We start from the raw sequence: 23,464 nt of genomic DNA, 5'->3' as shown, positions 1-23,464 counted from the left end.
GCGTTCGAGGATGCAACCTCACTCCATAGCTACGCTCGAGCCAGCGGCGCGCTCGCGTCAGCTCTGCAGGGCGGGGACCCCGAGAGGCCGTCCGCCGTCCGCCCGCGCCGCGGCAGAAGCGCGCCGCGGCCCCCCACCTGCGTCACAGGCTCGCCCGTCTCGAGGTCGATCTCCTTCTTCGGCCCGTCGGGCCAGGGCGCCCTCGAGTCGAGGAGCGTCGCCTGGCGAACCCCGAGCGCCACGAGCTCGCGCGCGGCCACGGCGAGCTCGAGCCCCATGGTGACGTCGGCTCCCGTGGCTGTCGGCTCGGCCGGCGGGGGCACATAGACCACCGCGCCGGCGCCGGCAGCCTCGATGTCTCGCAGGGCGTCGAACAGATGGGCGTCGCCGAGGAGGTCCGAGACGAGCGCCGCGCGGTGGGTGTACACGATGGCGGTGTCACCGGCATGCGCCGGCGCGCCGTGCGTCAGGAGGAGCAGCTGCCTCTCGCGACGTATCGTGTACGTGTGCGCCCGCCACTCGCCGCTCAGGCCTGCGGGCCGGAACGGGGCGCTCCGGACGCGCGCGGCGACGTCCTCGCTCCGCACCCGGTGGCGGAGGAGGTCGTCGATGGAGACGAGCGGCAGCCCCTGTCGCGCCGCGAAGCGCGCGAGGTCCCGGCGGCGCGCCATCGTCCCGTCGTCATTCAGGATCTCGCAGATGACGGCGGCCGGCAGCGCCCCGGCGAGCCGCGCCAGGTCGACCGCGCCCTCGGTGTGCCCCTCGCGCTCGAACACCCCGTCTCGGCGCGCCCGCAGCGGGAACACGTGCCCTGGCGACACAACGTCTCGCGGCGACGCGTCCCGCGCGATCGCGGCCGCGACGGTGCGCGCCCGGTCGCGGGCGCTGATGCCGGTCGTGACGCCCTCGCGCGCCTCGATGCTCACCGTGAACGCCGTCGACCGGCGCGCGCCGGGCCGGGTCGCCATGAGCGGCAGCCCGAGGCGGTCCACCTGGTCTTCGGTGAGGGCGAGGCAGATCAGGCCCCGGCCGTGGGTCGCCATGAAATTGATGGCGGCCGGCGTCGCATGTTCTGCCAGGACGACGAGATCTCCCTCGTCCTCGCGCGCCTCGTCGTCGACGAGGATCACCATGCCACCGGACCGGAGCTGCTCGACGGCAGCCTGAACACGCAACGTGGATGTCGAAACGGCCATGGATTCCTCTTCGCTCAGCGGGCCGGGAGCGGCGCCAGTCGATCGATCTCTTCCAGATCGGCCCCGGTCAGCCGGAAGCCCACGGCGGCGGCGTTCGCGCGCACCTGCTCCGGCGACGTCGCGCCGGCGATCACGGAGGCCACCGCAGGCCGGCTGGCGAGCCACGAGAAGGCCAGCTCCAGCAGCCTGTGGCCCCGGGACGCCGCGTAGGCGTCGAGCGCCGCCGCGGTCTGCCGGTTCCGCTCGGTCAGGAAGCGCGCGGAGAGCGCCGTGTCCTGCGACGAGAGCCGGGCGCCGATGGGCGCCGGGCCGTCGGGCCGGTACTTGCCGGAGAGCAGCCCGCTCGCCAGCGGGAAATAGGGCAGAAAGGCGATCCCGAGGCGCTTGCTGTCCGAGAGCACCTCCCGCTCGGGCTCGCGCTGGAGCAGGCTGTACTCGTTCTGGACGCTCACGAAGCGCGCCTTCCCCGGGCGGGTGGCCTCCTCGGCGCCGCGGATCTGCGCGGCCGAGAAATTGGAGCTGCCGATCTCGCGCACCTTGCCGGCGCGCACCAGCGCGTCGAGCGCCTCCAGCGTCTCCTCGATCGGCGTCTCGGCATCGGGGCGGTGCAGCTGGTAGAGATCGATCCAGTCGGTGCCCAGCCGGCGCAGGCTGTCCTCCACGGCGCGCTGGATGTACGCCGGCCGCGCGCCGCCCCTGCGCTCGTCGTCGAGCGGGACGCCGAACTTGGTCGCGATGATCACCGAGCTCCGTCGGCTGCCGAGGGCCTTGCCGAGCAGCTCCTCGCTCCGCGTGCCGCCGTAGACGTCCGCCGTGTCGAAGAAGTTGATGCCGGCGTCGAGCGCCGCGCCGACGACCGCCGCCGTCCTCTGCTCGTCGATTCGACCGCCGAAGTTGTTGCAGCCGAGGCCCACGACGGACACCTCGAGCGATCCAATCCGCCTCTTCTCCATCAGGTCATTCCTTGCAGCGTGGTGGGATCCAGCGAGTCGCCGGCGCCGGCGGGGCGGGCCGCACCACGCGGCCCGCGCCCCCAGGCCGTCAGCCCTTCGGCTTGCCGTTCGCGTCCCACTCGGCCCAGAAGCGCTCGAGTCCGGCGTCCTTCAGCGCCCGGTTGAGGAAGCGCCGATCGGTCCAGGGCTCGACCTCGAACGTGCTCCTGATCAGGCCGTACTTCTTCGAGTCGGCGACCGCCGACTTGTACCGGGCGATGGCGTACTCGTCGAGCAGCGGGCTGGCGTTCTGCTTCATGTCCTCGCCCTGCTGCGCTTCCTTGTAGTTCGCGAAGGGCGTGCCCGACTTCGACCACAGCTGGAACGCCTGCGTGCGGTTCTTCTCGTCCGCGACCCACGCCGCTGATTTCACCGCGAGCGTGATGATCTTCTGCACGACGTCGGGGTATTCGTTGATGAAGTCCTCCCGCGCGATGATGCCTGAATTGCTCGGGTAGGTCGGGGAATCCCCCTTCGTCGTGTAGACGATCTTCGCGATCCCCTGGTCGCGCAGCGAGAGGTAGTCCGTGCCGCCGAACACCGCGTCGATGTCCTTCGTGGCGATCGCCGCCTTCGCGGTGGAGGCATCCATGCTGATGGACCGGATGTCCTTCTCGCTCAGCCCGTGGCCCTCGAGGATCCGGTTCGCGGACAGCTGCGAGGCCGTGCCCTTCTGGAAGGCCACCTTCTTGCCGCGCAGATCCCGGACGCCGGTGATCGGCGAGTCGGCGGGCACCACGAGGTAGGCGTGTCCGCGCCGGCTGGCGCTGGCCAGGAGCCGCGTCTTGAGGCCGCTCGCCCGACCGACGACGGAAGGCAGGTGACCGTGGGTCCAGATGTCGAGCAGGTTGTTCGCGACCGCCTCGTTCACGGCGGGGCCGGCGCCGCGGAAGAAGTTCCACTTCACCTCGATGCCGTCCTTCTTGAACTCCTCGGCCAGGGTCCCCTGGAGGTGCAAGAGGGAGAAGAAGCTTCCTCCGGTGACGGGGCGATTGCCCACGCCGACACCGGGCACCCCGACGCGGATCACGCTGGGCCCGGCGGCCCGGGCCCTGCCTGCCAGAAGCGCTGCCGACACCGCTGCAGCGGCGCCTCCCAAGAACTGACGTCTTTGCATGGCGCCGTGATGTGCACCGTGCGTGCCATTCCATGAAACCCTTGGAATCAAGGGTCTGCCAAGCGGCGCTGTTGCCAGGGAAGCACCCGATCCGCAGGGCTGCTGGCGAGCGGCCCACCGCGGGGCCGCGTCAGCCGCCGAGCCCTCCCGGCCGGGCGCTCGCGAAGATCGCGACGTTCCTCGGCGTCACCTCGGGCTCGAACACGATCGCCGCCTCGACCTCGTGCCCTCGCTCGCCGAGGACCATCGCGCGATCCAGCGCGACCGCGACCTCCGTGAGCCGGGCCAGGAGCGCGCGCGGCAGCGTGAGCCGGCGCATCTGGCCGAACGCCGCGCGCGCCGCGACCTCGCGCTCGCGGAGCTCGGCCTCGGTCGCCGGGCCGAGGCCCCGCAGCGCGAGCGCCCTCGCCGCGAGCTCGCGCAGCCCGCCGTGCGCGCGCCGCCGGTTGATCCCGCGCATCTCCTCGCCCAGGGCGACGTCGAGCCCGCGGCCGCGGAGCAGCGACAGCAGCGCGTGCCGCCGCTCGCGGGCCAGAAGCTCCTCGTCCAGGCTGGCCTCGACCCCCGCCGGGCGCGCCGTCAGGTTGGTGAGCCCCAGCGCCTCGCGCTTCAGGACGAGCCCCGCCGCCCTGGCCGCGGCCGAGAGAGGAACGCGGGCCGGCGCGCCGATCTTCTGCAGGCAGCACGAGACGAGCGCCAGGTCGCAGGGCGCCTCGACCGCCGCCGTCACCATGCGGTCCCCGAGCTCGCCGCAGGCGTGGAGTCCGACCGGCAGGTCGTCCGGAGCGAACGCCAGCGCCTGCTCGAAGGCGTCGAACGCCACGAAGCGCGCCCGCCCCCCGGCGGCCAGCGCGGAGGCCGTGGCCACGCGGTCGGGCTCGCGCTCCAGGCCGACCGCATCGCGGTCGAAGCGCGCAGCGGCAAGGCGGGTGAAGTGGCCGTGCCCCGCCCCCACGTCGACGAGGCGGCGGGCGCGGGCGGCCATGGGCGCCACCGCGCCGAGCAGGGCTTCCAGCTGGAGCCGCTTGCGCGCGGGCACCGCCCGGAGCTCGTCCAGCGACGCCGGCGGGAGCGGCTGGACCGGTCGCCGCGGCAGCCTCGCGGCCTCGTCCGCGGCCCGCGCCAGGGCCACGAGGCTCGGGGGCGGGCGATCGAGGCCGTCGATGCACGCTGCGAGCCCCTCGGCCTCGCAGCGGGCGAGCTCGGCATCGGAGAGCGACAGGAGGAAGCCCGTCCAGCCCCGCGCCTCGCACCAGGCCGGCGGCGGCCCCTCGTCGACGCGGGCCTCGACGATGTCGAGCGCCGGCACGAGCACCTCGAGGGCGCGCGCGAGGCGCTGGGCGACGGAGGGAGGCGTGGTCGACGGGGGCATGCGAGAGCCGGAGGCGGGGCGAGGACTACCGGATCCGCGCCGCGCCAGGAAGGCGCCTCGGACGCGTGGCCTGGCGGCGAGCCCGACGGCCTGAGCTTGGCTCAGATCTCGAGCAGCACCTTGCCGGCCGTGGCGCGGCTCTCGAGGAGCTCGTGTGCTTCGGCCGCCCGCGCGAGCGGCAGGATGCGCTCGATCCGCGGCATGAGGGTGCCTTCGCGGTGGGCGTCGAAGACCGCGCTCGCCCGGCGCGAGAGCTCTTCGCGCGTTCTCACATACCCAGCGACGTTCTCGCCGCTCACGCTGACCGACTTCGCCATCAAGCGCCGGAGATCGAGCGCGTCCGGTGCTCCGCTCGCGAAACCGTAGAAGGCGATGTGGCCGCGCGGCGCGACCGCCTCCAGGTTTCTCTCGAAGGTCGCCGAGCCCACGCCGTCGATGATGTAGTCAGCGCCCCTGCCCTGCGTGAGCCGCAAGGTCTCCTCTGCGAAGTCGCGCGCCCGGTAATCGATCACGTGGTCCGCGCCCGCCGCGGCCGCGAGCCTCGCCTTCTCGGGCGTCGACACCGTGCCTATCACGGTAGCGCCGCGGCGCTTGAGCCATTGAGTGAGCAGCCGCCCCATGCCGCCCGCCGCGGCGTGGATCAAAGCCACCTGCCCCGCAGCGAACCTGGGATTTTCGAACGTCAAGACGTGGGCGGTCAGGCCCTGGAGCATCAAGGCCGTCGCGCTCTCGAAGCTCACGTCCGCGGGCAGCGGGATCACCTGCGACGCCGGGACCAGCTGAACCTCTGCGTAGGCCCCCAGGCCGAAGTGCAGCGTGGCCACGCGCTCGCCGGGTCGCGTCTCTGTCACGCCCTCCCCCACGGCAGCGACGACGCCGGACGCTTCGAAGCCTGGGGTCAGCGGCGGCGGGTCTGGCCAGGGGTGCGCCGCGCGTCGTAACGTGACGTCCGCGAAATTCACCCCTGCGAAGCGAACTCGAACGAGCACCTCGCCGGAAGAAGGCGTCGGCACCGCGAGATCGTGGAGCTCGAGCACGTGGGGGGCGCCGAAGCGCACGAGTCGAATCGCTTTCATGATCGGATCTCCCGGTCGGCGACGATTTCGGTGTTTTGCGCCGGCGGCGCGGGCGGTTCGAGCAGCACGGCGGCGGCAGAGGCGAGGATCAAGAGCCCGCCCGCGAGCGCGGCGCCCGTCGGTCGTTCACCGAGCAGCGCGAGCGAGAGCGCGATCGCGACGAGCGGCTCGAGCAGGGTGAGCGTCGCGGCCCTGCCCGCGCTGACGCGCGACAGGCCCCACAGAAACAAGAGCCCCCCGAGCACGCCCGGTCCCGCGCCGGCGACGACCAGCCAGAGCGCCGACGCGACGTCCGGGCTCGTCCAGGTGCTTCGCGGAGAGAGCAGCGCCAGCAAGGGCAGCGCGAACAGCGAGCGGAAGAACAGGAGCTCGGCGCCCGAGAGATCGCGCGTCAGGCGCTTGCTGAGCAGCACGTTGGACGCGAGGAACACCGCGCTCGCGAGCCCGAAGAGCCCGCCGCTGAGCGACGGCGCGGAGGACCAGGGGCTCAGCATCAGCGCGAGCCCGAGCAAGCTCGCGCTCGAAGCCCAGAGGACCCGCCCCCGCAGGCGCTCGCCGAGCAGCGCCCCCGCCGCGAGGGCGACCAGGATCGGCGCCAGGTGGTGCGCGGTCATCGCGACCGCGACGCTCGTGCTCCGCAAGGCGAGCAACAGGCAGGCGACGTTCAAGGCCTCGCAGGCGCCGACCGCGAGGAGCGCCCGCACCGGCAAGCGTCCGCTTCGTCGCGCGCCGAGCGCGAGCGGCGCCGACGCCAGCGTCATGCCCGCCATCAGCGCAAAGCTCTCGAAGAACGGCGACAGCGCCGCGGAGCGCTCCGCGTGCTTCACGAACAGCGGGACGGTGCCCCAGGCAGACGCCGCCGCGATGACGGCGACGAGGCCCTTGATGGTTTCATGCTCCCTCATCGAGCTCACGGAAGCGAGCTTGGCGATGGCCATCGGATTAGACCAGCGACTTGTTTTGACCTCATTGTTAAGCGATGCTTCACGCATGACCGAGCTCGCCGTCGAGAGCCGCCACCTCCTCTTGCTCGTCGCGCTGGACGCGGCGGGCAGCCTGCACGCCGCCTCGCGCAAGCTCCACGTCTCGCCGTCCGCGCTGAGCCAGCAGCTGCGCGAGCTCGAGGATCGCCTGGGTGGTCCGCTCTTTCTGCGGCAGTGGCGGCGCCTCGTCGCCACCGCCGCTGGACGGCGCCTGACCGACGCGGCGCGCGCGGCGCTCGCCGATCTGTCGCGCGCCGAGAGCGAAGCGCGACGGCTCATGAGCGGGACGACGGGCGTGCTGCGCCTGGCGACGTCGTGCCACCAGTCGTATGCGTGGCTGCCGGGAGTCCTCCGCGCGTTCACCGAGCGCTTTCCCGACGTGGAGGTCACCGTCGTCGCGGATTCGGCCGACGCTCCCAGCGAGGCGCTGCTCGCGCGCAAGCTCGACGTCGCGCTCGTGACCGGCGACACGCCGCGAGCGCGCGGGCTCGCTTACCGGCGCCTCTTCCGCGACGAGCTCGTGGCGCTCGTGGGCTCGGAGCACCCCCTCTTCGGTCGAGCCTGGGTTCCGCTCGAGGCGCTGGCGCACGAGCACCTGTGGTCGGATGCGCGAGCGCTCGATCCGCGGACGGTCCTCGGCCGTGCGCTGGCCCTCGCGGGGGTGGCCGGGCCGAGGAAGCTCACCCCGGTGCCGCCGGCCTCGGGCGTCGCCGTGGAGATGGCGCGCGCGAACCTCGGGCTGGCCCTCGTCCCCCGCTGGGCAGCGACGCCGCTCGCGGCGAGCGGCGCGCTCGGGGCGGTGCGGCTCGGCAAGCGCGGGCTCGCCCTCGAGTGGCAGATCGCGACCCGGGTCGGAGAAGCCGAACCAGCGCTCTCGGCCTTCGTCGAGACGCTGGTCGCCCACCACCCACGCGCTCCGGGCCGGAAACCTGCGGGGCGTCCGCGGGCTCGCCCGGCGCGTGAGTGAAAGAAGACCGAACGAATCGTCGCCTGCGCGGATCCCGCGCGGTCTCCTCCGCCGGCGGCGACTTCAAGATCTGCTCCTCCTCGAGCCGGAGGACGAGCTCTCGAGCTCGGCGGGGTTCGCTCCCGAGAAGGCCTGGAGCGCGCCGGTGAGCTCGGGGAAGACGACCACCTCGCGCGCGGGCTCGCCGGGGCTGTAACGCAGCCAGAGCAGCGGCCACGCGTAGGCGCGCACCTCCTGCGCCACGATCCGGCCGCCCGCGGCGAACGCGTCGAGGGTGGCCACTGCGCTCTCGATCGTGCCGGCAAACTGGTGGCCATGAAAATCCGGCTCGACCATCCGGTCGCCGCCGCCTCGGTAGGCTGTGCGCACCGCCCGGGGGCGGAGGTCGAGGCAGCGCAGGGTCTCGGGAGGATCCGCTGCGCCCAGCGCGCGCTTCAGGGCGCTCTCGAACGCGAACAGCGCCGGCACGAAGGACAGATCGCGTGGCGCGTAGAGCTCGCGCACCTCGAACGGGCGGTCCTGCACGTGGCGGATGCGCACCCGCCGCAGGTGGCCTTCGCCCATGCAGGACGCGCAGACGACGGGGCTCGCGCTGGCGCCGGCGCACGCGGTGCAGGGCCGGGGGCCGAGATGCTCGGCCAAGCGCCGGTGAGCGCGGGCCTCGAACTCGAGGGCGTCGGGGAGCGGCGGCTCATCCGTCGCGATCTGCAGCGCGTCCTTCGGGCTGAGATCGACGACCTCGGTCCAGCCTTCGCGGCGCACGAGGAACGCGAGCACCACCAGCGCTGCCACGCGGCGCTCCTCGACCGGCGCGCCGGGCGGCAGCGCGAGGCCTTCGGCGCGGGCGCGCCCGAGGGTCGGTAGATACGGGGCCACGGGGTCGGACGGATCCACGCGGGCAAGGCTAGTACGATGTCGGCCAAAGACGAAATCGCGGCAGCGAACCGTCGCGATCCGTCAGATCTCCCGGGACAGTCGCCCTCGGGGATGAGCTAGCGGCCCGGCTCGTTCACGAGACGACATGTCGCCTGCTCCAGCTGCCGGTGGCACCGGAGCGGTGAGCAAGCCTGGACCGAACGTCGAGCTCGCCGCTCGCGTGGGCTCGCTTTCTCGGGGATCGCGCCTTCGAGGAGCGGTGACCTCCGTCGCTTCGCCATCGCAAGGCGACTCTACGCACTCGGCTGTCTCCGACAAGGACGCCTCGGAACGCGCTCCGCGGAGCGGCCACGCCCAAGCATGCGACGCGCTCGCATCAAAGGCGTCAGCCAGCCGGTGATTGGTTGCAACCGGCTTGACTGCTGGCCCTCTCCGAGAGGCTGCCCCTGACCGGGCCGTGTCCCTCTGCTCCGGATCGTTGACAAGGGGCAAGCCGTGAACTACAAATGTAGTTATGTAGGGAGCGTTCCAAGAACCTCTCCTGATGGGGAGATGCGTGAGGGCTCTGTCAGGAAGTGCGCGGTGAAGAGGCGTTCGGCGGCGGCAGTTGCCGCGATCGCCACGCAGCTCTGAGCTCGCCCCGGACGGTTCGACTTAGAAGAGGAGTGCCATGGAAAAGAGCGTGCTCGATTGCAAGTTTCCCTCGACGTTGTTCGGCGGTGCGGCGTTGTTGCTGTTTCTGGTGAGCGCTTGTGCGACGCAACCGTCCCCGGCGCCTGTGTCCGCTGACTCGAAGCTCCCGCTGAACGGGCCAGAGGCGACGCCGATCGCTCGAACGCAGGAGACCGAGGGCAGCGCGGCTCCAGTGCCGGCGGCCAACGCCAACCAACTTGCCTCGCCTGCAGCGGAAACGCACCCGAACGCGCAAGCTCCGGCGACAACCGCGCCAAGCTCCGCAGGAAGCGCGGAGCGCGCCCAGGAGCCGAAAACTGCCCAGGGAATCTCGCGCACGCTGCTCGATCAGTCGGATTTGCAGGATCTTCCCGGGTGGGAGACGCGGATGTACCTCATCGAGTATGCGCCCGCCGTCGCGGCGCCGCCGCACCACCACCCGGCGGCTGGCGTCGGGTACGTAGTGAGCGGCAGCTTCGAATCCACCTTCGAGGGCGGCAAGACCATCGAGGTCCGCGAAGGGCAGAGCTTTCGGGACTTGCCGAACGTGTCCCACGTGAGGTTCAAGAACACGAGCGCTACGAAGCCGCTCAAGTTCGTCATATCTTACGTGGTTCGCAAGGGCGCTCCAGTACTGGTCGTCCCGTGACCTGGAGCGCGAGCGACGTCGGCTGTGGCGGGAGCTGTTCCACCGGTGGAAGCAATTTCCCGCTCGCTCTCATCGGACTTGCGCTTCTCTGTCGCGCCCGTTGCAGACCCGCCGTCGCAACGCTCAGCTGAACGCGGCGAGATGCTCCGAGACTGCCGACGCGTCGCCGGCGTCGGAGATCAGCGCGATGTAGCCGTCGGGACGGATGAGCACGAGGGTGCGCTCCGTCGCGCCGTAGGCGTGGGCGAGATGCCCAGCGGTGTCGGCGATGTCGTCGGGGCCCGTCGGCTGTCCGACGACATGGAGCGTCCTCAGGTCGGAGGCTGAGGCGCCGATCGCAGGCGCGGGCCCGAAGCTCAGCAACGTGAAGCGCCCGCCGCGCGTCAGCTCGAACAGCCGGCGTTCACCTTCCACCGTGGTCAGCTCCGTCGCATCGGGGGCGCGGTCGCCGGCGCGGAGCAGGGCAGTCTCGTCGCGGTCGTCGCGCGCCAGGGAAGAGCCGCGGTAGTGGATGTCGAGCTGGATGGTGCTCGCATCGCGGCGGATGGCGACGTCCTTCCGCTCGAGCACCTGCTGGAGGCGCGTGTTCGAGAGCGCGAGCACACCGGCTGCGATCGGTCGCCGCTCGGCCTCGTAGCTGTCGAGCAATGCCGGCGAGGCGCCCTTCGCGACCGCCGCCAGCTTCCAGCCGAGGTTGTGCGCGTCCTGGATGCCTGTGTTCATTCCCTGGCCGCCGGCGGGCGAGTGGATGTGCGCCGCGTCGCCGGCGAGGAACACGCGACCCTCTCGATATCGGTCGACGAGGCGGACGTTCGCGCGCCACAGAGACGACCACGTCGGCTCGTGGAGCCGGAGGTCGGTGCGGCCGCTCCGCCGCTCGAGGATCGCCGACATGTTCGCGAGGCTGAGCTCGGGGTCCTGTCGCGGCGCGACGAAGGCGTGATATTGGAAGACGTCGGTCGAGGGCAGCGGGCAGAGGCTGAGGACGCCCTCCTCATGCCACCAGATGCGCCAGGCGTCGCGGTCGAGGCCGTCGACGTCGACGTCGGCGACGATCATCCGCACTTCCTCGCGGGTCTCGCCCTCGAACGCGATGCCGGCTTGCTTGCGGACGATGCTGTGGCCGCCGTCGCAGCCGACCAGCCAGCGCGCGGCGACCGTCTCCGCCTCACCACCCTTGACGACCACCGCCGACACCCCTTCGTCGGACTGCTCGAAGCTCGCGAGCGCAGCACCGAACTCGACCGCGCCGCCGAGCTCCAAAAGCCGCAGCCGCAGCGCTTCCTCGGTGCGCCACTGGGGCGTGATCAGGCTCGCCGGATAGGGGATATCGGAGCGACCCTTCAACGCCTCGGGGATGGCGCCGCCCAGCGTCACCCGGCCGTCGGGAGCCGTGGAGAGGATCGGCATCGCCATCCGGCCGTGGGCGATCACGCGATCGACGATGCCGAGATCGTCGAAGACCTCGAGCGTGCGCGGCTGGATGCCCTTGCCGCGCGAGCCGGGCCGCGGGCCGGGGGCGGCCTCGATCAGGCGGAAGGACACGCCGCTGCGGGCGAGCTCGCAGGCCAGCGTCAGCCCGGTCGGGCCGGCGCCGACGATCAGCACTGCGCACGGCTCGGGATCCGTCATCGTCGGCCTCCGGTTGAAGAGAGCGATTCATCTCTTATCATCCGCGGCGTTGATAAGAAATGAAAATCTATCTAATCTGTCAGGTCCATGACGACAGGAACGCGAAGGCAAGTCCGCCGCAGGCGACGCGGCGAGCAGCTCGAGGCCGATCTGCTCGACGCGACCTGGGAGGAGCTGGTCCAGGTCGGCTTCGCGAACCTGACCATGGAATCGGTCGCCGCGCGCGCTCGCACGGGGATCGCGGTCCTGTACCGTCGTTGGGCGAACAAGGACGAGCTGGTCTTCGCCGCCATCCAGCACCGCCGCGACGTAAGCCCGGTCGCGGTCCCCGACACCGGCGCCCTGCGCAGCGACCTGCTCGCCCACCTGACGGCCCTGAGCGACGCCCTTGCCGGCTTCTTCGCCATCGCCGCAGCCGCCGCCTTCTCGGGGTTGCTGGCCGCCACCGGCCTGACCCCCTCGCAGGTGCGCGACAAGGTCATGGGCACCCAGAAGCCGCGTGTCCGCGTCCTCTACCAGCGCGCCCACGACCGCGGTGAGGTCAACCTCGAGCGCATTCCCTCCGCCGTGCTCGCCCTGCCGTACGACCTCGTGCGGCACGACCTGCTCATGGATCTCAAGCCGCTGAAGCCCGCACGCATCCAGTCCATCGTGGACGAGCTCTTCCTGCCCCTCGTACAGGGCTTTGGAGCGCGCGAAGGCAATGCAGCACGTCGCGTTCGGCGTCGATGACGTACCGGTGGACTGGTCCACGAAAGCGCGGCGCGTGGAGCTCGTCGAGGACGCTGCTCTCGCTCGTACGGCTCTTGGTCAGCTTGTCGATGCGCTGGTGAACACCCGCAGGCCGTGAAGTGAAGGCGGTCCCTTCGACGCATAGATAAATTATTGATATGGCGTCGTTTTTTCCAGGAGGACGGGATCGCATAGGGTTCTCTCTGGTCCGTCCAGTAGACGCTGGCGTCGTCGACCGCCAGCCCCGCGATCGGCGCCACCTTGTCAGCGAGGACATGACCCCGCCATTGGAGGAGTTCAGCCAATAGACGTTGGCGCCGTCGAGCGCGATGAAGTCGGGCCAGGCCTGCGCGTCTGCCAGGACGACACCACAGCTCGACGCATAAAACGCCTCATGTTCCGGATCTTCGCCGGCGCGCTGCTCGCAGCCTGCACCGATGGTGCCGACTCCGATGATCGCTGCCAGCATCGCCGCGGCTCTCGTGTTCAACATGATATTCTTCATCGAATCTGGCTCCGACGCAGAGCGGGCTTCCGCGATCCGCCCATGTGGGGGTATGACGGCCACCTGGAAGAGATCGCTCGACCGTTCGACGTTATCCCGGCGATCCATCCGGATCGAGTACCTCCCCTCCCCTCACTGCCGCGCCGCCCCTACAACACCGCGCGACGCGGCAGTCCGCCGCCCACGAGGATCCATGGGACGAACCTTCTCCGAGCTGGACGACGACCTCATCGGCTTCCTGGCCGAGCAGCGCCTCTTCTTCGTGGCCTCCGCCCCCTCGGGCAGCGGCGGGCACGTCAACCTGTCGCCGAAGGGGCACGACACCTTCCGCGTGCTCGACCCGCGGACCGTGGCCTACCTCGACCTGACCGGCAGCGGCGTCGAGACCATCGCGCACCTGCGCGACAACGGCCGCATCACGCTGATGTTCTGCGCGTTCGACGGCCCACCCCGCATCCTGCGCCTCCAGGGCCGCGGCGAGCCCATCTTTCCCGGCGACCCGCGCTTCGGCGCGCTGGCGGACCTCTTCCCGCCGTTCCAGGGCGTCCGATCGGTGATCCGCGTCGCGCTCGAGCGCATCGCCACGTCGTGCGGGTACGCCGTGCCGCGAATGGCCTACGAGGGCGAGCGGGACACGCTGTCGAAATGGGCGGAGCGCAAGGGGCCGGAGGGCCTCTCGCGCTATCGGCTGGAGAAGAACACGACGAGCATCGACGGCCTGCCGGGCCTGCCCCCGCCGTCAGGAGGTGAGTGATCTCAGAGCCCGCGGGTCTCGCCGACGTCGAGGATCCAGAGGCGCTCCAGGTCGCCACGGCCCTTCAGGAAGGCCTCGCGCGCGCGGACCGGCGGCTCGCCGATCGGCTCGTCGGTGAGCTTGTACGTGCCCCAGTGCATCGCGACGAAGGTGCGCGCGCCGAGCAGCTCGGAGGCCTGCACGGCCTCTTCCGGGCCCATGTGCTGCGGCTCCATGAACCAGCGCGGGGCGTAGGCGCCGATGGGCAACATGGCCCAGTCGATGGAGCCGCCGCTGCGCTCGCCGATCTCGGCGAAGCCGTCGAAGAAGCCGGTGTCGCCCGAGTGGTACGCGGCGCCCTCGGGGCCGCGGATCACGAAGCCGCCCCAGAGCGCCTCGTTCCTGTCCCAGGGCATGCGCATCGACCAGTGCCGCGCGGGCACGAGCGTGATCTCGACCTGGCCGACGTGGACAGACTGCCACCACGCGAGCTCGTCGATCGCGCCCGCGCCCAGCTTCGCGAGGAGCGCGCCGTTGCCCTGCGGCACCACGAAGCGGGGCCGGAGCGGCGCGTTCTTCTTGCCGAGCTTGCCCGGGTGCATGGCGTGCGCCGCGAGGATGCGCGACAGCGTCCGCGTGTCGAGGTGATCGCGGTGGTTGTGCGTGATCAGCACCAGATCGATCTCGGTGAGGTCCTCGAGCGGGATGCCCGCCGGGGCGAGCCGCTTCGTGGTGCCGAGGCCTGTCGCGAGGATGGGATCGATCAGGATGCGCAGGCCGCCCAGCACGAGCAGGAACGACGCGTGGCCAATCCACGTGAGCGAGGCGCGGCCGCTCTCGACGAGCGAGCGGTCGTACGCGCGGTGCGGCGTGACGAAGCCGTCGGCGACGGCCTTCTCGCGGGCGCCGAGCTTCCACTTGAGGACGTCGGCCGCGCCGCGCGCGGGCGTGGTGGCGAGATGATCGAAGCGTCCCACACCCGGCGGTATACCACGAGGAGCGAGGCGGCGGAGAGGGTCAGCCCGCGTTCGCGAGAGACACAGGCGCCCGCCGCAACGCGAGCTTCCTCAGGAACGTCACCGGGTCGAGGTAGTACGGATTCTCGTGCACGTGGCCGCCGATGATCACGTGCGAGTGCGTGGCGAGCACATCGGCGATCACCCGGCCGCTGAAGCGATTGACGTCGTAGCAGCAAAGAAGCGTGCAGTCGTGCTTGGGCGCCAGCGTGTTCACCTTTGCTTCGTAGACCATCAGGTCCTCGGTGCCCGGCAGGTTCTTCAGCGCCCATTCCATGTCGCCGCAGGTGCGAACGGACTTGAACTCGCCTTCGGCCGCGCCCTCGAGCACGCCCTCGAGGGTCGAGTACATGCGGTCCGCGACGAACACGTTGTCCTGGAGGTACGTCTGCTCGGAAGGCACGACCTTGAGCTGGCCACGCTGAATCGCATCCTGCACGGGCACGCCGCCCTTTTGCATCCGATCCACATGGTCGTCATGCGCGCTCGACTCGAAGATGGTCACCACCTCTTCGCCGATATCGATTCCTTCCCGGAAGTACGGATTGAGGACGTCGTACATCTCCTTGCGCGAATCGAAGAACGCGCAGATGTGCTGCAGGCCATGCAGCTCCTTGCCGCAGAGGCTCACTTTTCGCGTACGTGTCGGCGCCATGGTGCACTCCTGAAGCTCGCACGTCTACCACCTCGTCGCGTCCGCGTCGACCCATCCTGGTACAGCGTCATTCCCGAAGTTCGTCCCTGGATTGACGCTGTGTCCGCCTGGCGACGATCCGAGCTGACCGGGTTCATGAAAGAAGCGAGTGAAAGAAGCGAGCTCGTCGGGGGACAACGCCGTGAAGCGAGTTACTCGATGGGCGCGAGCGTCCAGGGGAAGTCGGTCAAAACGGATTTTGCACGAGCTCGGGACACCTACGCGCGTGGGGCCTGCCCCGAGCTGATGGATTCAAAAGCGCAGGCGATCATGAACAGCGCGCCAGCGCTCGAGAGGAAAAAGCCCACGAACGCGCCCATGCTCCCGTGTGCCCCTTGGCGGGCAGGGCCTCGCCGGCCCCCGGAGCGCAAGCCTCTGTGCTTTCGTGGATGCGACCGCGTAGTCGCGGCTGAGCTCGAGCTGTGCCCGGCGTCGCAGTCGGCTGTGATGCACGACCCCTCCACACGACAACGACCATGGCGGGGACACCGAGGCGAACGCGCATGTCCGTCGCATCCGCTAGATCCGCCACATCCGCCATCCGTTGCAAAGGACACACCATCCGTTATAATGGACGCATGCCGCCCACCTCGCTCGTGCAGGCCACCGCCGTCGAGCTCCTCGCGCTCTATCGATCCCGGAGCGCTTCCCCCGTCGAGGCGCTCCGCGCCGTCCTTGCCCATGTGGAGCGCCACGGAGCCCCGCTCAACGCGTTCGCGCTCCTCGACGAGGAGCGGGCCCTCGAGGCCGCGCGGGCGTCCGAGGCGCGCTGGGATCGAGGCGAGCCGGTGGGGCGCCTGGACGGGGTGCCTGTCTCGGTGAAGGACCTCCTGCTCACGCGCGGCTGGCCGACCCGGCGGGGCTCGCGCACCGTGGACGCGGCCGGCCCCTGGACGGAGGACGCGCCCGCCGTCGCCCGGCTGCGGGAGCACGGGGCGGTGCTCTTCGGGAAGACGACGACGTCCGAGTTCGGCCTGAAGGGCCTCGGCGACAGCCCGCTGACGGGGATCACGCGCAACGCGTGGGACCCGCGGCGCACGCCGGGCGGCAGCAGCGCCGGCGCCGTCACGGCGGTCGCTGCCGGCTTCGGGCCGCTCGCCGTCGGTACGGATGGCGGCGGCTCGATCCGCGTGCCGAGCGCGTTCTCCGGGGTGGTGGGGTGCAAGCCGACCTTCGGTCGGGTGCCCGCGCACCCGGCGAGCGTGGTGGGGGTGCCCCCGCACGTGGGGCCGATCGCGCGCACCGTCGGTGACGCGGCGGTGCTCCTCTCGGTCCTCTCCGGTCCTGACGACCGCGATCCGTTCCGGGCCCCGCCGCCGCGCGAGGACGCGCTGTACCTGGGCGCGCTCGTCGCGGTCGACGCCCCCGACGCGCTCGACGCGTCCGGCACGCTCGACCCGTCCGGCGCGCTCGACCCGTCCGACGTACGCTTCCTGCGCCGCGTGCGGGTCGGCGTGAGCGCCACGCTGGGGTACGTCGCTCTGCCGGCGGAGACGCGGGTTTGCTTCGACGCGGCGGTCGCCCTCCTCCAGCGGCTCGGCGCCGAGGTGGAGGAGGTGGCGCCGCCGTTCGACGACCCGGGGGGCGTGCTGCGGACGCTGTTCGCGGCGCGCGCCGCGCACACGGTGCGGGAGCTCGGACCGGAGCAGCGCGCGCTGCTCGATCCGGCGGTCCAGAGCGCGGCAGCCCAGGGAGAGGCGCTGAGCGCCGTGGCGTACCTCGAGGCGGAGCGGCAGCGCGCGGAGCTGGCCCTGGCGATGGCCGCGTTCCACCGCCGCTTCGATCTGCTGGTGACGCCGACGTCGGCCGGGGCCGCGCCCCTGATCGACGGCGGCGCGCTCCCCGCCTCCTTCGCCGCGCCCTTCAGCCTGACGCGCCAGCCGGCGATCAGCGTGCCGATGGGCCTCACCAGCGCTGGCCTGCCGCTCGGGCTGCAGATCGTGGGGCGCCACTTCGAGGAAGCGCTGGTGCTGCGCGCCGCCCTCGCGCTCGAGCGAGAGAGCGCCCCGCTGCGAGCACCGCCGCTCCGCGCGAGCTGAGCGGTCGCGCGAGGCCGCGACCTGATGCGTGTGGCAGTCCGCACCGTGGCGCAACGCACTCGCTCACCCGGCCGGTACGGGCCGCGGGCGCGAGGCGCCCGTCGGTGCCATGCGAAGCTAGCCGGTACGCTTCAGCAATGCCTCCAGCCGGCTCTTCAATGCCGAAGGGTCGCGATGCAGGTGGTACGAATAAAGCCATTTCCTGCGCCGATGATATCCGCCTCCTCGAGGGCTTGAGCCACGCAAGAGTCGACGACCTCTCCTGGAAGAATCGAACGGAAGCTCCATGTCTCGACGAGCCTTGCCCGGCGCAGACCGGCCAGCGCCTTATCGAAGGCACAGCGGTATGCCTCATCGTCGGCCGAGGAGCTGCAGAAGACCTTGACAGGACGAGCAGAGGGCGATGTCAGCATGCGAAGCGCTTCATTCTATTGAACCGTTCAATCCGGCAGCAGCCTCGATTCCCGTCCGACCCCAGAGCCGCTGACCGCCATCCCAGCGTGGAGCGTCTCCTCCGACCCCCACGCCGCCGTGCCGCCCCCACCCACCGAGAAAAAGGTAGCGTATCCGACCGCTACCCCGCCTTGTCAAGGAGACCAGCCGAGCGGCGTGGAGGCGCGTGCGGGCTCCACACGCGACGAAGGCGCGAACAGGGTGCCCCACGAGCGCCTGCGGTGGAGAACACCCGCTCCGTGAGCCGAGCTCGCACCGCGGCCCATCCTCACCCTGGTCCAACGCCTTCGCACACAACTTCTGGGGCCGCGCCTCTCGCTCTTCCTTCTTGCAACTGGCCAGCGAAGGTGGCCTCCTGAATCACGGGGACGAATAGCCTGGTTGATGCCGGTTGAACACCACGAGAGGAGCACTCCATGCAACCTCGAACGACAGCGAGCGAAGCACTCGACGCCCCGTATCGCCAGTCCGGCGCGCCGCCCATCGACATGGCGCTGAACCACGGCACCTACTGTTCCGAGCGGTGCGCCGACGTCCTGCGGCGCCACGCCGGCAACATCTCCCTGCGGATCTACCCCGCCGGGGACAACGCAGATCTCCGGCGCGCGATCGCCGCCGACGCGGGCGTCAGGCCGGAGAACGTGCTGGTCGCCAACGGGAGCGGCCCGCTGCTCAAGACCTGCATCCCATTCCTGATCGAGCGCGAGATCAAGCGTTCGACGATGCGGACCCTGCGCTATTTGCTGAAGCGCACGGCGTATCCCATCATCACCACCCGACTCACCTACTCCAAGGTGCCTGCGTCCGGGGTCCGCGTGGGGCTGCGATGCGAGCTGCTCCCGCTCCACCCGCAGAACGGCTTCTCGCTCGACGTGGGGATGCTCGAGTCGCGCCTCTCGCGGCAGGACGGCCTGGTTTACCTCTGCAACCCCAACAACCCCACGGGCAACGTCCTCATCACGAGGCAGGAGCTCGGTCCGCTGCTCACCCGGTTCCCGGACTCCCTCTTCTTCATCGATGAAGCGTACGTGCACTACCTCGAGGAGAGCCCGAACACCCGGATGGCAGACCTGGTGCTGCGCCATCCCAACCTGATGGTGCTCCGCAGCTTCTCGTTCGCCTACGGGCTCGCGTCGGTGCGCGTGGGGTACGCCATCGGGGACGCGAAGGTGGTGGCGCAGATGGAGGCCAAGATGACGCCGCACCGCGTCGGGCAGCTGGCCGCAGAGCTCGCGATGGCGTCGCTCCAGGACAGCGGACACCTCGGATTCGTCCGGCATCAGACAGCGAGGGAGCGAGCCAGGCTCATGGCGGCCATCGGAGCTCATCGCGCTCTGGAGGCCTATCCCTCACAGACCAATTTCATCCTGTGCCGCGCGCGCGGGGCGTGGTCCGGGGCGAAGATCCACGACGCGCTGCTCGCCCGAGGCGTGAAGGTGAAGGCCTTCGAGCCGTTCGGCGACGAGCGATACGACGAGTACTTCCGCGTGACCGTCGGCCTTCCGGCGGAGAACACCTGCTTCATCGAGCAGCTCGACGCCCTGATGAGCCCGCGCCGCAGGGAGGAGCCCTCCAGGACGGCGGCGCCGGCGGTGCGCCAGGTCGAGCTCTCGGAGCTTGCTTAGCCTCCCCACCAGCGCATGATCGTCCCCAAGATCAGGCGACAGCCCCCTGGCGCTCCAGAGCCCACGCCTCGGCGAGCGCGAGCGCCCGGGCGTTCTCGGGGATGCTCTCCAGGAAGCTCTGCCGCAGCGCTGGCCTGCCGATCTTCGCGGCGCGCTCGAGGAGCCGCGAGCGCGCCGCCTCGATGATCTGCGCGGCGCGCTCGCGCTCGCCGGCGGCGCGCAGGGCCTCGGCGTAGGTCAGGCGGATCAGCGACTCTCCCTCCTCGGCCATCCCCGCGTCCTCGATGAGGCGGAACGCCTCCTGCGCGTGGACAAGCGCCTCGGCCGCCCCCTCGGGTCCCCCTCCCATCCGGGCGCGCGCGAGGATGGCCAGCGCCACCGCGCGCAGGAGCGGCGCCACGTCGAGCAGCGCCGCCGCCTCGCCGGCCTCGCGCGCGGCGGCCTCGCCGTCGCCCGAGAGCAGCGCCGCCCGGGCGAGGTACGCGCGCGAGAGCCCCTCCATGCGCCGGTTGCCCTGCCGGCGCGACGCGTCGATGGCCTGCTCGAGGAGCGCGCGGGCCTCGTCGATCTGGCCCGCCTGGAGGAGGGCGTGCCCCAGGTTCTGCCGCGCGGTCGCGAGCACCTCGCGCAGATCCATCCGTGTCGCCTGGGCGACGGCCGCGCGCAGCAGCTGCTCCGCGCGCTCGAGCGCGCCGAGCTCGGTGAGGATGAAGCCCATGTTCAGCTGGACAGAGCAGGCCTGTCGGCGGTCGCCGGCGCGCCCGAACGCCCCGACCGCCACCTCCAGGGCGTCCACCGCGGCGGCGTGATCGCCCGCGAGCGCGGCGCGGAACGCGACGCTCTGGTGCAGCCCACCGACCGCCTCGTCGTCGACGGCCGGAGGATCCCCCGCGAGGCGCAGGCTCTGCTCGAGCAGGGCGTCGGCGGTCGCGTGCTGGTTGGCGAGCATGAGCTCCGCCGCGCACCAGGAGAGGCAGAGCACCACCGCGCTCAGCGCCCCCTCGGCGGGCGCCGTCGCCGCGAGCCGCGCGGCCCACGCCCCGGCGCGATCGACGGCGCCCTGCTTGCTGGCGCCGATCAGCGCCGCGGTGAGCGCGCGGTACCATGCGCCCGACCCCGGCTCGAGCAGCGCGACCGCCTCCGTCGCGCGCGCCACGGTGGCCGACAGCTCGCCGCGCCACAGGTGCGCCTCGGCCTGGACCAGGCGCAGCGCGCCGAGATCCCGCCCGCTGGCCCCGGAGGCCACGCCCCGCTCCGCGCGCGCGAGCGCGGCCGCGAGGTCGTTGCCGCGGAGCGCCTCCTCCGCCGCGGCGCAGAGCCACCGCACGGCCCGCTCGGGTTCGCCGCCGCGCTCGCAGTGCCCGGCCAGGACGAGCGCGTCCCGCTCCCCGGCGTGCTCCAGCCACTCGGAGGTGAGCCTGTGCCCGAGCCGCTGATCCGCCTCGGTGAGCATCCTGTACGCCGCGTCGCGCACGAGCCCGTGCCGGAACGCGTACTCCACCTCGCCCGGGAACCGGGACGCGGGCCGCCGCGCGATCCACTCCTGCTGCTCCAGCGCGAGGAGGCAGCCCGCGAGCGCGGCGTCGTCCCGGTCCACCCCGAGCAGCCGGGCGACCGCGCCCCACCAGAACACCTCGCCCAGCAAGCTCCCGGCGCGCAGCGCCCGGCGCGCCTCCAGATCGAGCCCCTCGAGGCGCGCCTGCACCATGGCGAGCGCGGTCTCGGGCGCCTCGCCCGCGTCGCGGCCCTCGGCGCCCCCGGCGCCCTCGGCCGCCACGCGCAGCATCTCCTCCAGCAGGAACGGGTGCCCCGCCGCGCGCCGGACGAGCCCCTCCACCTGCTCCGCGGGCGCCTGCTCCCCGAGCGCCGCGCGCACCAGCCGCTCGCAGGCGAGGGCCGGCAGCGCCCCGAGCCGCATCGCGGTCGCGCCCCGCTCGGCCCACAGCCCCGGGAACACCTCGTCCACGTCGGGCCGCCCGAGCCCCAGCACCAGGAGCGGGCTCGACCGGAGCTGCCCGAGCGCCGCGTCCACGAGCTGCACGGTCGGCAGGTCGCCCCAGTGCAGGTCCTCGAGCACCAGGAGCACCGGCCCGGCGCGGCACTCCGCCTCCAGGAAGGTGAGCCAGGCGCGCCGCACCTGGTCGGCCATGAGCATCGGGTTCTGCCGCGCGGCGCGCAGCTCGCGCCGATCCGCGTCCGGGAACGGCGCGCCGATCACCTCGCCCAGGAACTCCGTCACCCGCGCCTGCTCCGCGGCGTCCACGGATCGCGCGACGCGCGCGGCGAGCTTCTCCCGGCCGCGCTCCTGGGGCTCGCCCTCCGCGATCTGCGCCGCGCGCCGCACCACCTGGGCGAGCAGCCCGAGCGGCGCCCCGGCCCGCACCGCGTCGCCCTGCGCCGTCCAGATCTGGGGCGGCGCCTCGCGGCCCCGCATCCTGCGCGCGAGCTCGATGCGGAGCCGCGACTTGCCCACGCCGGCCGCCCCGATCACGAGCGCCGCCTGGGCGCACGGCTCCGAGGCGCACTGGTCGAAGAGGAGCTCGAGCCAGCGCAGCTCGCTGCTCCGCCCCACGAACGGCGTCGGCTTGCCGAGCAGCGCGCGCGCCTCCTCCAGCGGCTCCTGCTCGCCGAGCAGCGCCGCCCCGCGCTCGCCGTGCGCCACCTCGAAGCGCGGGCCGAGGAGGGACGCGGTCATCGCGTCGATCGCGATCGGCCGGAGCGCGTCCTCTGCGCCCCGCTCCGCGGCCGTGAGGTTCGCGACGGCGCGGTCGATCACGGGCCCGAGCGGCTGGGTCCCGTCCACGACCTCCCAGCCCGTCGCGAGCGCCACGTCGGAGGCCTGGAGCAGCGCCTTGAGCGAGAGGGCGCACCGGGCCGCGCTCGCCGCGAGATCCGTCGGCGCCTCGGCCCCCGTGAGCAGGGCCGCGATCGATCCGTCCCGGAGCAGCTCCGCGCGCGCGCCGTGCAGGTCGGCGGTCCTCCGGATCGCCTGGAGGAGGGCGAGCGGCCAGCGGCGCTGATGGGTCAGGCCGCGCGCCGGCGCCGTGCTCGCCTCGCTGGACACGGGCTGCGGCGGCCGCGCCGGCTCGGCCCGGCGCGCCGCCAGCACCACGCTGACCAGCCGCCGCTCGGCCGTCGTGAGGCCGACCGACGGCGAGAGGGGCGCCGCGCTCGCCTCGCGGATCTCCGGTGAGCGCAGCTCCGCCGCGACCGCATGCGCGTCCCCGGGCCGCAGCCGCCGATCCTTGCCCAGGAGGCGCGAGAGGAGCGCGTCGAGCGCCGGGGGCGCGCCGGGCCACAGCTCGCGGAGGCGGGGCGCCTGCTCGAAGAGCACCTTGGTGAGCAGCGCGACGACGTGCACCCCTGCGAACGGCGGCCGCCCGGTGAGGCACTCGAACAGCACGCACCCGAGCGCGTACAGGTCGGCGCGCGCGTCGATGTCGGGCTCGCCGCGGACCTGCTCCGGCGCCATGTAGGCGGGCGTCCCCACCGGGGCGTCGGGGTTGGTCAGCGTAAACGTGACGTCGGGGGCCCGCGCGATCCCGAAGTCGAGGATCTTCACCGCCGCGACGTCGCCGCCCGGCAGGAAGAGGTTCGCCGGCTTGACGTCCCGGTGGACCACCCCGCGCAGGTGCACGGCGCCGAGCGCCTCGGCGGCGCGCGCGGCGAGCGCGAGGCTCTCGTCGAGGCCCAGCGGCCCCCGCCGGAGCCGCGCCGCGAGATCCTCGCCGTCGAGCCACTCCATCGCCAGGTACTGCCGGCCCTCGGCGGTGACGCCGTGGGCGACGTGCCGCGCGATGGCGGGGTGGTGGAGCCCCGCGAGGACCCGCGCCTCCCGGCGGAACCGCTCGGCCTGCTCGGTCTGCTCGGTCTGCTCGGTCTGCGCGGCTTCCGCGTGCAGCCCCACCTTGAGGGCGACCGGCTCCCCGGTCTCGCGGTCGACGGCCCGATAGACCGCGCCCATTCCCCCGGATCCCGCGACACGATCGAGCTCGAAGCGACCTGCGAACAGGTCCCCGGGGCGCATGCGCGGAGTATCGGGCACGCACGCCGCGCGTGCCAGGGCGGAGCGCGCGGCCGGGACCGACGCAGCGTCCTCTGCCTCCTTGCCTGGAATCTTCCTGCCTTCGAGCAC

Annotated in this window: 18 protein-coding genes; 6 read left to right on the top strand and 12 right to left on the bottom strand. The window is 71.9% G+C overall.

Annotation, left to right across the window (positions count from 1 at the left end; genetic code table 11):
• Nucleotides 1-29 precede the first annotated feature (29 nt).
• The 6 genes from ribB to WMF12_RS11860 form a co-directional block, all read right to left on the bottom strand.
• Nucleotides 30-1,196: a 3,4-dihydroxy-2-butanone-4-phosphate synthase gene (ribB, locus tag WMF12_RS11885; RefSeq protein ID WP_437870811.1), complete on the bottom strand. Its 1,167-nt coding sequence runs from the start codon at nucleotides 1,194-1,196 to the stop codon at nucleotides 30-32.
• Nucleotides 1,197-1,210: 14 nt separating this feature from the next.
• Nucleotides 1,211-2,149, bottom strand: coding sequence for an aldo/keto reductase (locus WMF12_RS11880; protein ID WP_437870810.1), 939 nt, complete (start codon nucleotides 2,147-2,149; stop codon nucleotides 1,211-1,213).
• An 88-nt stretch (nucleotides 2,150-2,237) separates the two neighbouring features.
• Nucleotides 2,238-3,305, bottom strand: a complete 1,068-nt coding sequence (locus WMF12_RS11875; RefSeq protein WP_437870809.1) for an ABC transporter substrate-binding protein — start codon at nucleotides 3,303-3,305, stop codon at nucleotides 2,238-2,240.
• Nucleotides 3,306-3,435: 130 nt separating this feature from the next.
• Nucleotides 3,436-4,677: a methyltransferase gene (locus tag WMF12_RS11870; RefSeq protein WP_437870808.1), complete on the bottom strand. Its 1,242-nt coding sequence runs from the start codon at nucleotides 4,675-4,677 to the stop codon at nucleotides 3,436-3,438.
• A gap of 101 nt (nucleotides 4,678-4,778) precedes the next feature.
• On the bottom strand, nucleotides 4,779-5,753 hold the full coding sequence (locus WMF12_RS11865) for a quinone oxidoreductase family protein (protein WP_437870807.1): 975 nt from the start codon (nucleotides 5,751-5,753) through the stop codon (nucleotides 4,779-4,781).
• Complete coding sequence (locus tag WMF12_RS11860; RefSeq protein ID WP_437870806.1) at nucleotides 5,750-6,745, bottom strand: DMT family transporter; 996 nt, start codon at nucleotides 6,743-6,745, stop codon at nucleotides 5,750-5,752. The genes WMF12_RS11865 and WMF12_RS11860 overlap by 4 nt, the downstream gene beginning before the upstream one ends.
• On the opposite strand from WMF12_RS11860, the gene WMF12_RS11855 reads away from it, so the two are divergent.
• Nucleotides 6,744-7,703, top strand: coding sequence for a LysR family transcriptional regulator (locus tag WMF12_RS11855; RefSeq protein ID WP_437745709.1), 960 nt, complete (start codon nucleotides 6,744-6,746; stop codon nucleotides 7,701-7,703). The two genes, WMF12_RS11860 and WMF12_RS11855, sit on opposite strands and share 2 nt — an antisense overlap.
• Before the next feature lie 63 nt (nucleotides 7,704-7,766).
• On the opposite strand, the gene WMF12_RS11850 is transcribed toward WMF12_RS11855, so the two are convergent.
• On the bottom strand, nucleotides 7,767-8,597 hold the full coding sequence (locus WMF12_RS11850; protein WP_437870805.1) for a hypothetical protein: 831 nt from the start codon (nucleotides 8,595-8,597) through the stop codon (nucleotides 7,767-7,769).
• A gap of 652 nt (nucleotides 8,598-9,249) precedes the next feature.
• On the opposite strand from WMF12_RS11850, the gene WMF12_RS11845 reads away from it, so the two are divergent.
• Complete coding sequence (locus WMF12_RS11845; RefSeq protein WP_437870804.1) at nucleotides 9,250-9,900, top strand: cupin domain-containing protein; 651 nt, start codon at nucleotides 9,250-9,252, stop codon at nucleotides 9,898-9,900.
• Between the two features lie 123 nt (nucleotides 9,901-10,023).
• Here WMF12_RS11845 and WMF12_RS11840 read toward each other — a convergent pair whose 3' ends face one another.
• Nucleotides 10,024-11,532 (bottom strand): FAD-dependent oxidoreductase, encoded by a 1,509-nt coding sequence (locus tag WMF12_RS11840; protein WP_437870803.1) that lies wholly within the window; start codon nucleotides 11,530-11,532, stop codon nucleotides 10,024-10,026.
• Between the two features lie 87 nt (nucleotides 11,533-11,619).
• Between WMF12_RS11840 and WMF12_RS11835 the strand changes: the two genes are divergently transcribed.
• Together WMF12_RS11835 and WMF12_RS11830 are read left to right on the top strand one after the other, a co-directional pair.
• Nucleotides 11,620-12,264: a TetR/AcrR family transcriptional regulator gene (locus tag WMF12_RS11835; protein WP_437870802.1), complete on the top strand. Its 645-nt coding sequence runs from the start codon at nucleotides 11,620-11,622 to the stop codon at nucleotides 12,262-12,264.
• A 698-nt stretch (nucleotides 12,265-12,962) separates the two neighbouring features.
• Complete coding sequence (locus tag WMF12_RS11830) at nucleotides 12,963-13,523, top strand: pyridoxamine 5'-phosphate oxidase family protein (RefSeq protein WP_437870801.1); 561 nt, start codon at nucleotides 12,963-12,965, stop codon at nucleotides 13,521-13,523.
• A gap of 2 nt (nucleotides 13,524-13,525) precedes the next feature.
• Here WMF12_RS11830 and WMF12_RS11825 read toward each other — a convergent pair whose 3' ends face one another.
• Entirely contained in the window at nucleotides 13,526-14,479 is a 954-nt protein-coding gene (locus WMF12_RS11825) for an MBL fold metallo-hydrolase (protein ID WP_437870800.1), read from the bottom strand.
• 40 nt (nucleotides 14,480-14,519) lie between these two features.
• Complete coding sequence (locus WMF12_RS11820; protein WP_437870799.1) at nucleotides 14,520-15,173, bottom strand: MEDS domain-containing protein; 654 nt, start codon at nucleotides 15,171-15,173, stop codon at nucleotides 14,520-14,522.
• 617 nt (nucleotides 15,174-15,790) lie between these two features.
• Here WMF12_RS11820 and WMF12_RS11815 point away from each other — a divergent pair.
• The gene (locus WMF12_RS11815; RefSeq protein ID WP_437870798.1) at nucleotides 15,791-17,251 is read left to right on the top strand and encodes an amidase; all 1,461 of its coding nucleotides are present in this window, start codon (nucleotides 15,791-15,793) and stop codon (nucleotides 17,249-17,251) included.
• Nucleotides 17,252-17,406: 155 nt separating this feature from the next.
• Here WMF12_RS11815 and WMF12_RS11810 read toward each other — a convergent pair whose 3' ends face one another.
• Nucleotides 17,407-17,664: a hypothetical protein gene (locus WMF12_RS11810; protein ID WP_437870797.1), complete on the bottom strand. Its 258-nt coding sequence runs from the start codon at nucleotides 17,662-17,664 to the stop codon at nucleotides 17,407-17,409.
• A gap of 456 nt (nucleotides 17,665-18,120) precedes the next feature.
• Here WMF12_RS11810 and WMF12_RS11805 point away from each other — a divergent pair, with 456 nt between their 5' ends.
• Nucleotides 18,121-19,329, top strand: a complete 1,209-nt coding sequence (locus WMF12_RS11805; protein ID WP_437870796.1) for a pyridoxal phosphate-dependent aminotransferase — start codon at nucleotides 18,121-18,123, stop codon at nucleotides 19,327-19,329.
• Between the two features lie 31 nt (nucleotides 19,330-19,360).
• Here WMF12_RS11805 and WMF12_RS11800 read toward each other — a convergent pair whose 3' ends face one another.
• Complete coding sequence (locus tag WMF12_RS11800) at nucleotides 19,361-23,356, bottom strand: serine/threonine-protein kinase (RefSeq protein WP_437870795.1); 3,996 nt, start codon at nucleotides 23,354-23,356, stop codon at nucleotides 19,361-19,363.
• Nucleotides 23,357-23,464 lie beyond the last annotated feature (108 nt).

The sequence above is a fragment of the Sorangium sp. So ce363 genome, assembly GCF_051520435.1.
In the GTDB taxonomy this organism is placed as follows: domain Bacteria; phylum Myxococcota_A; class Polyangia; order Polyangiales; family Polyangiaceae; genus Sorangium; species Sorangium cellulosum_B.
This window is presented reverse-complemented; position numbering and strand designations above follow the sequence as displayed.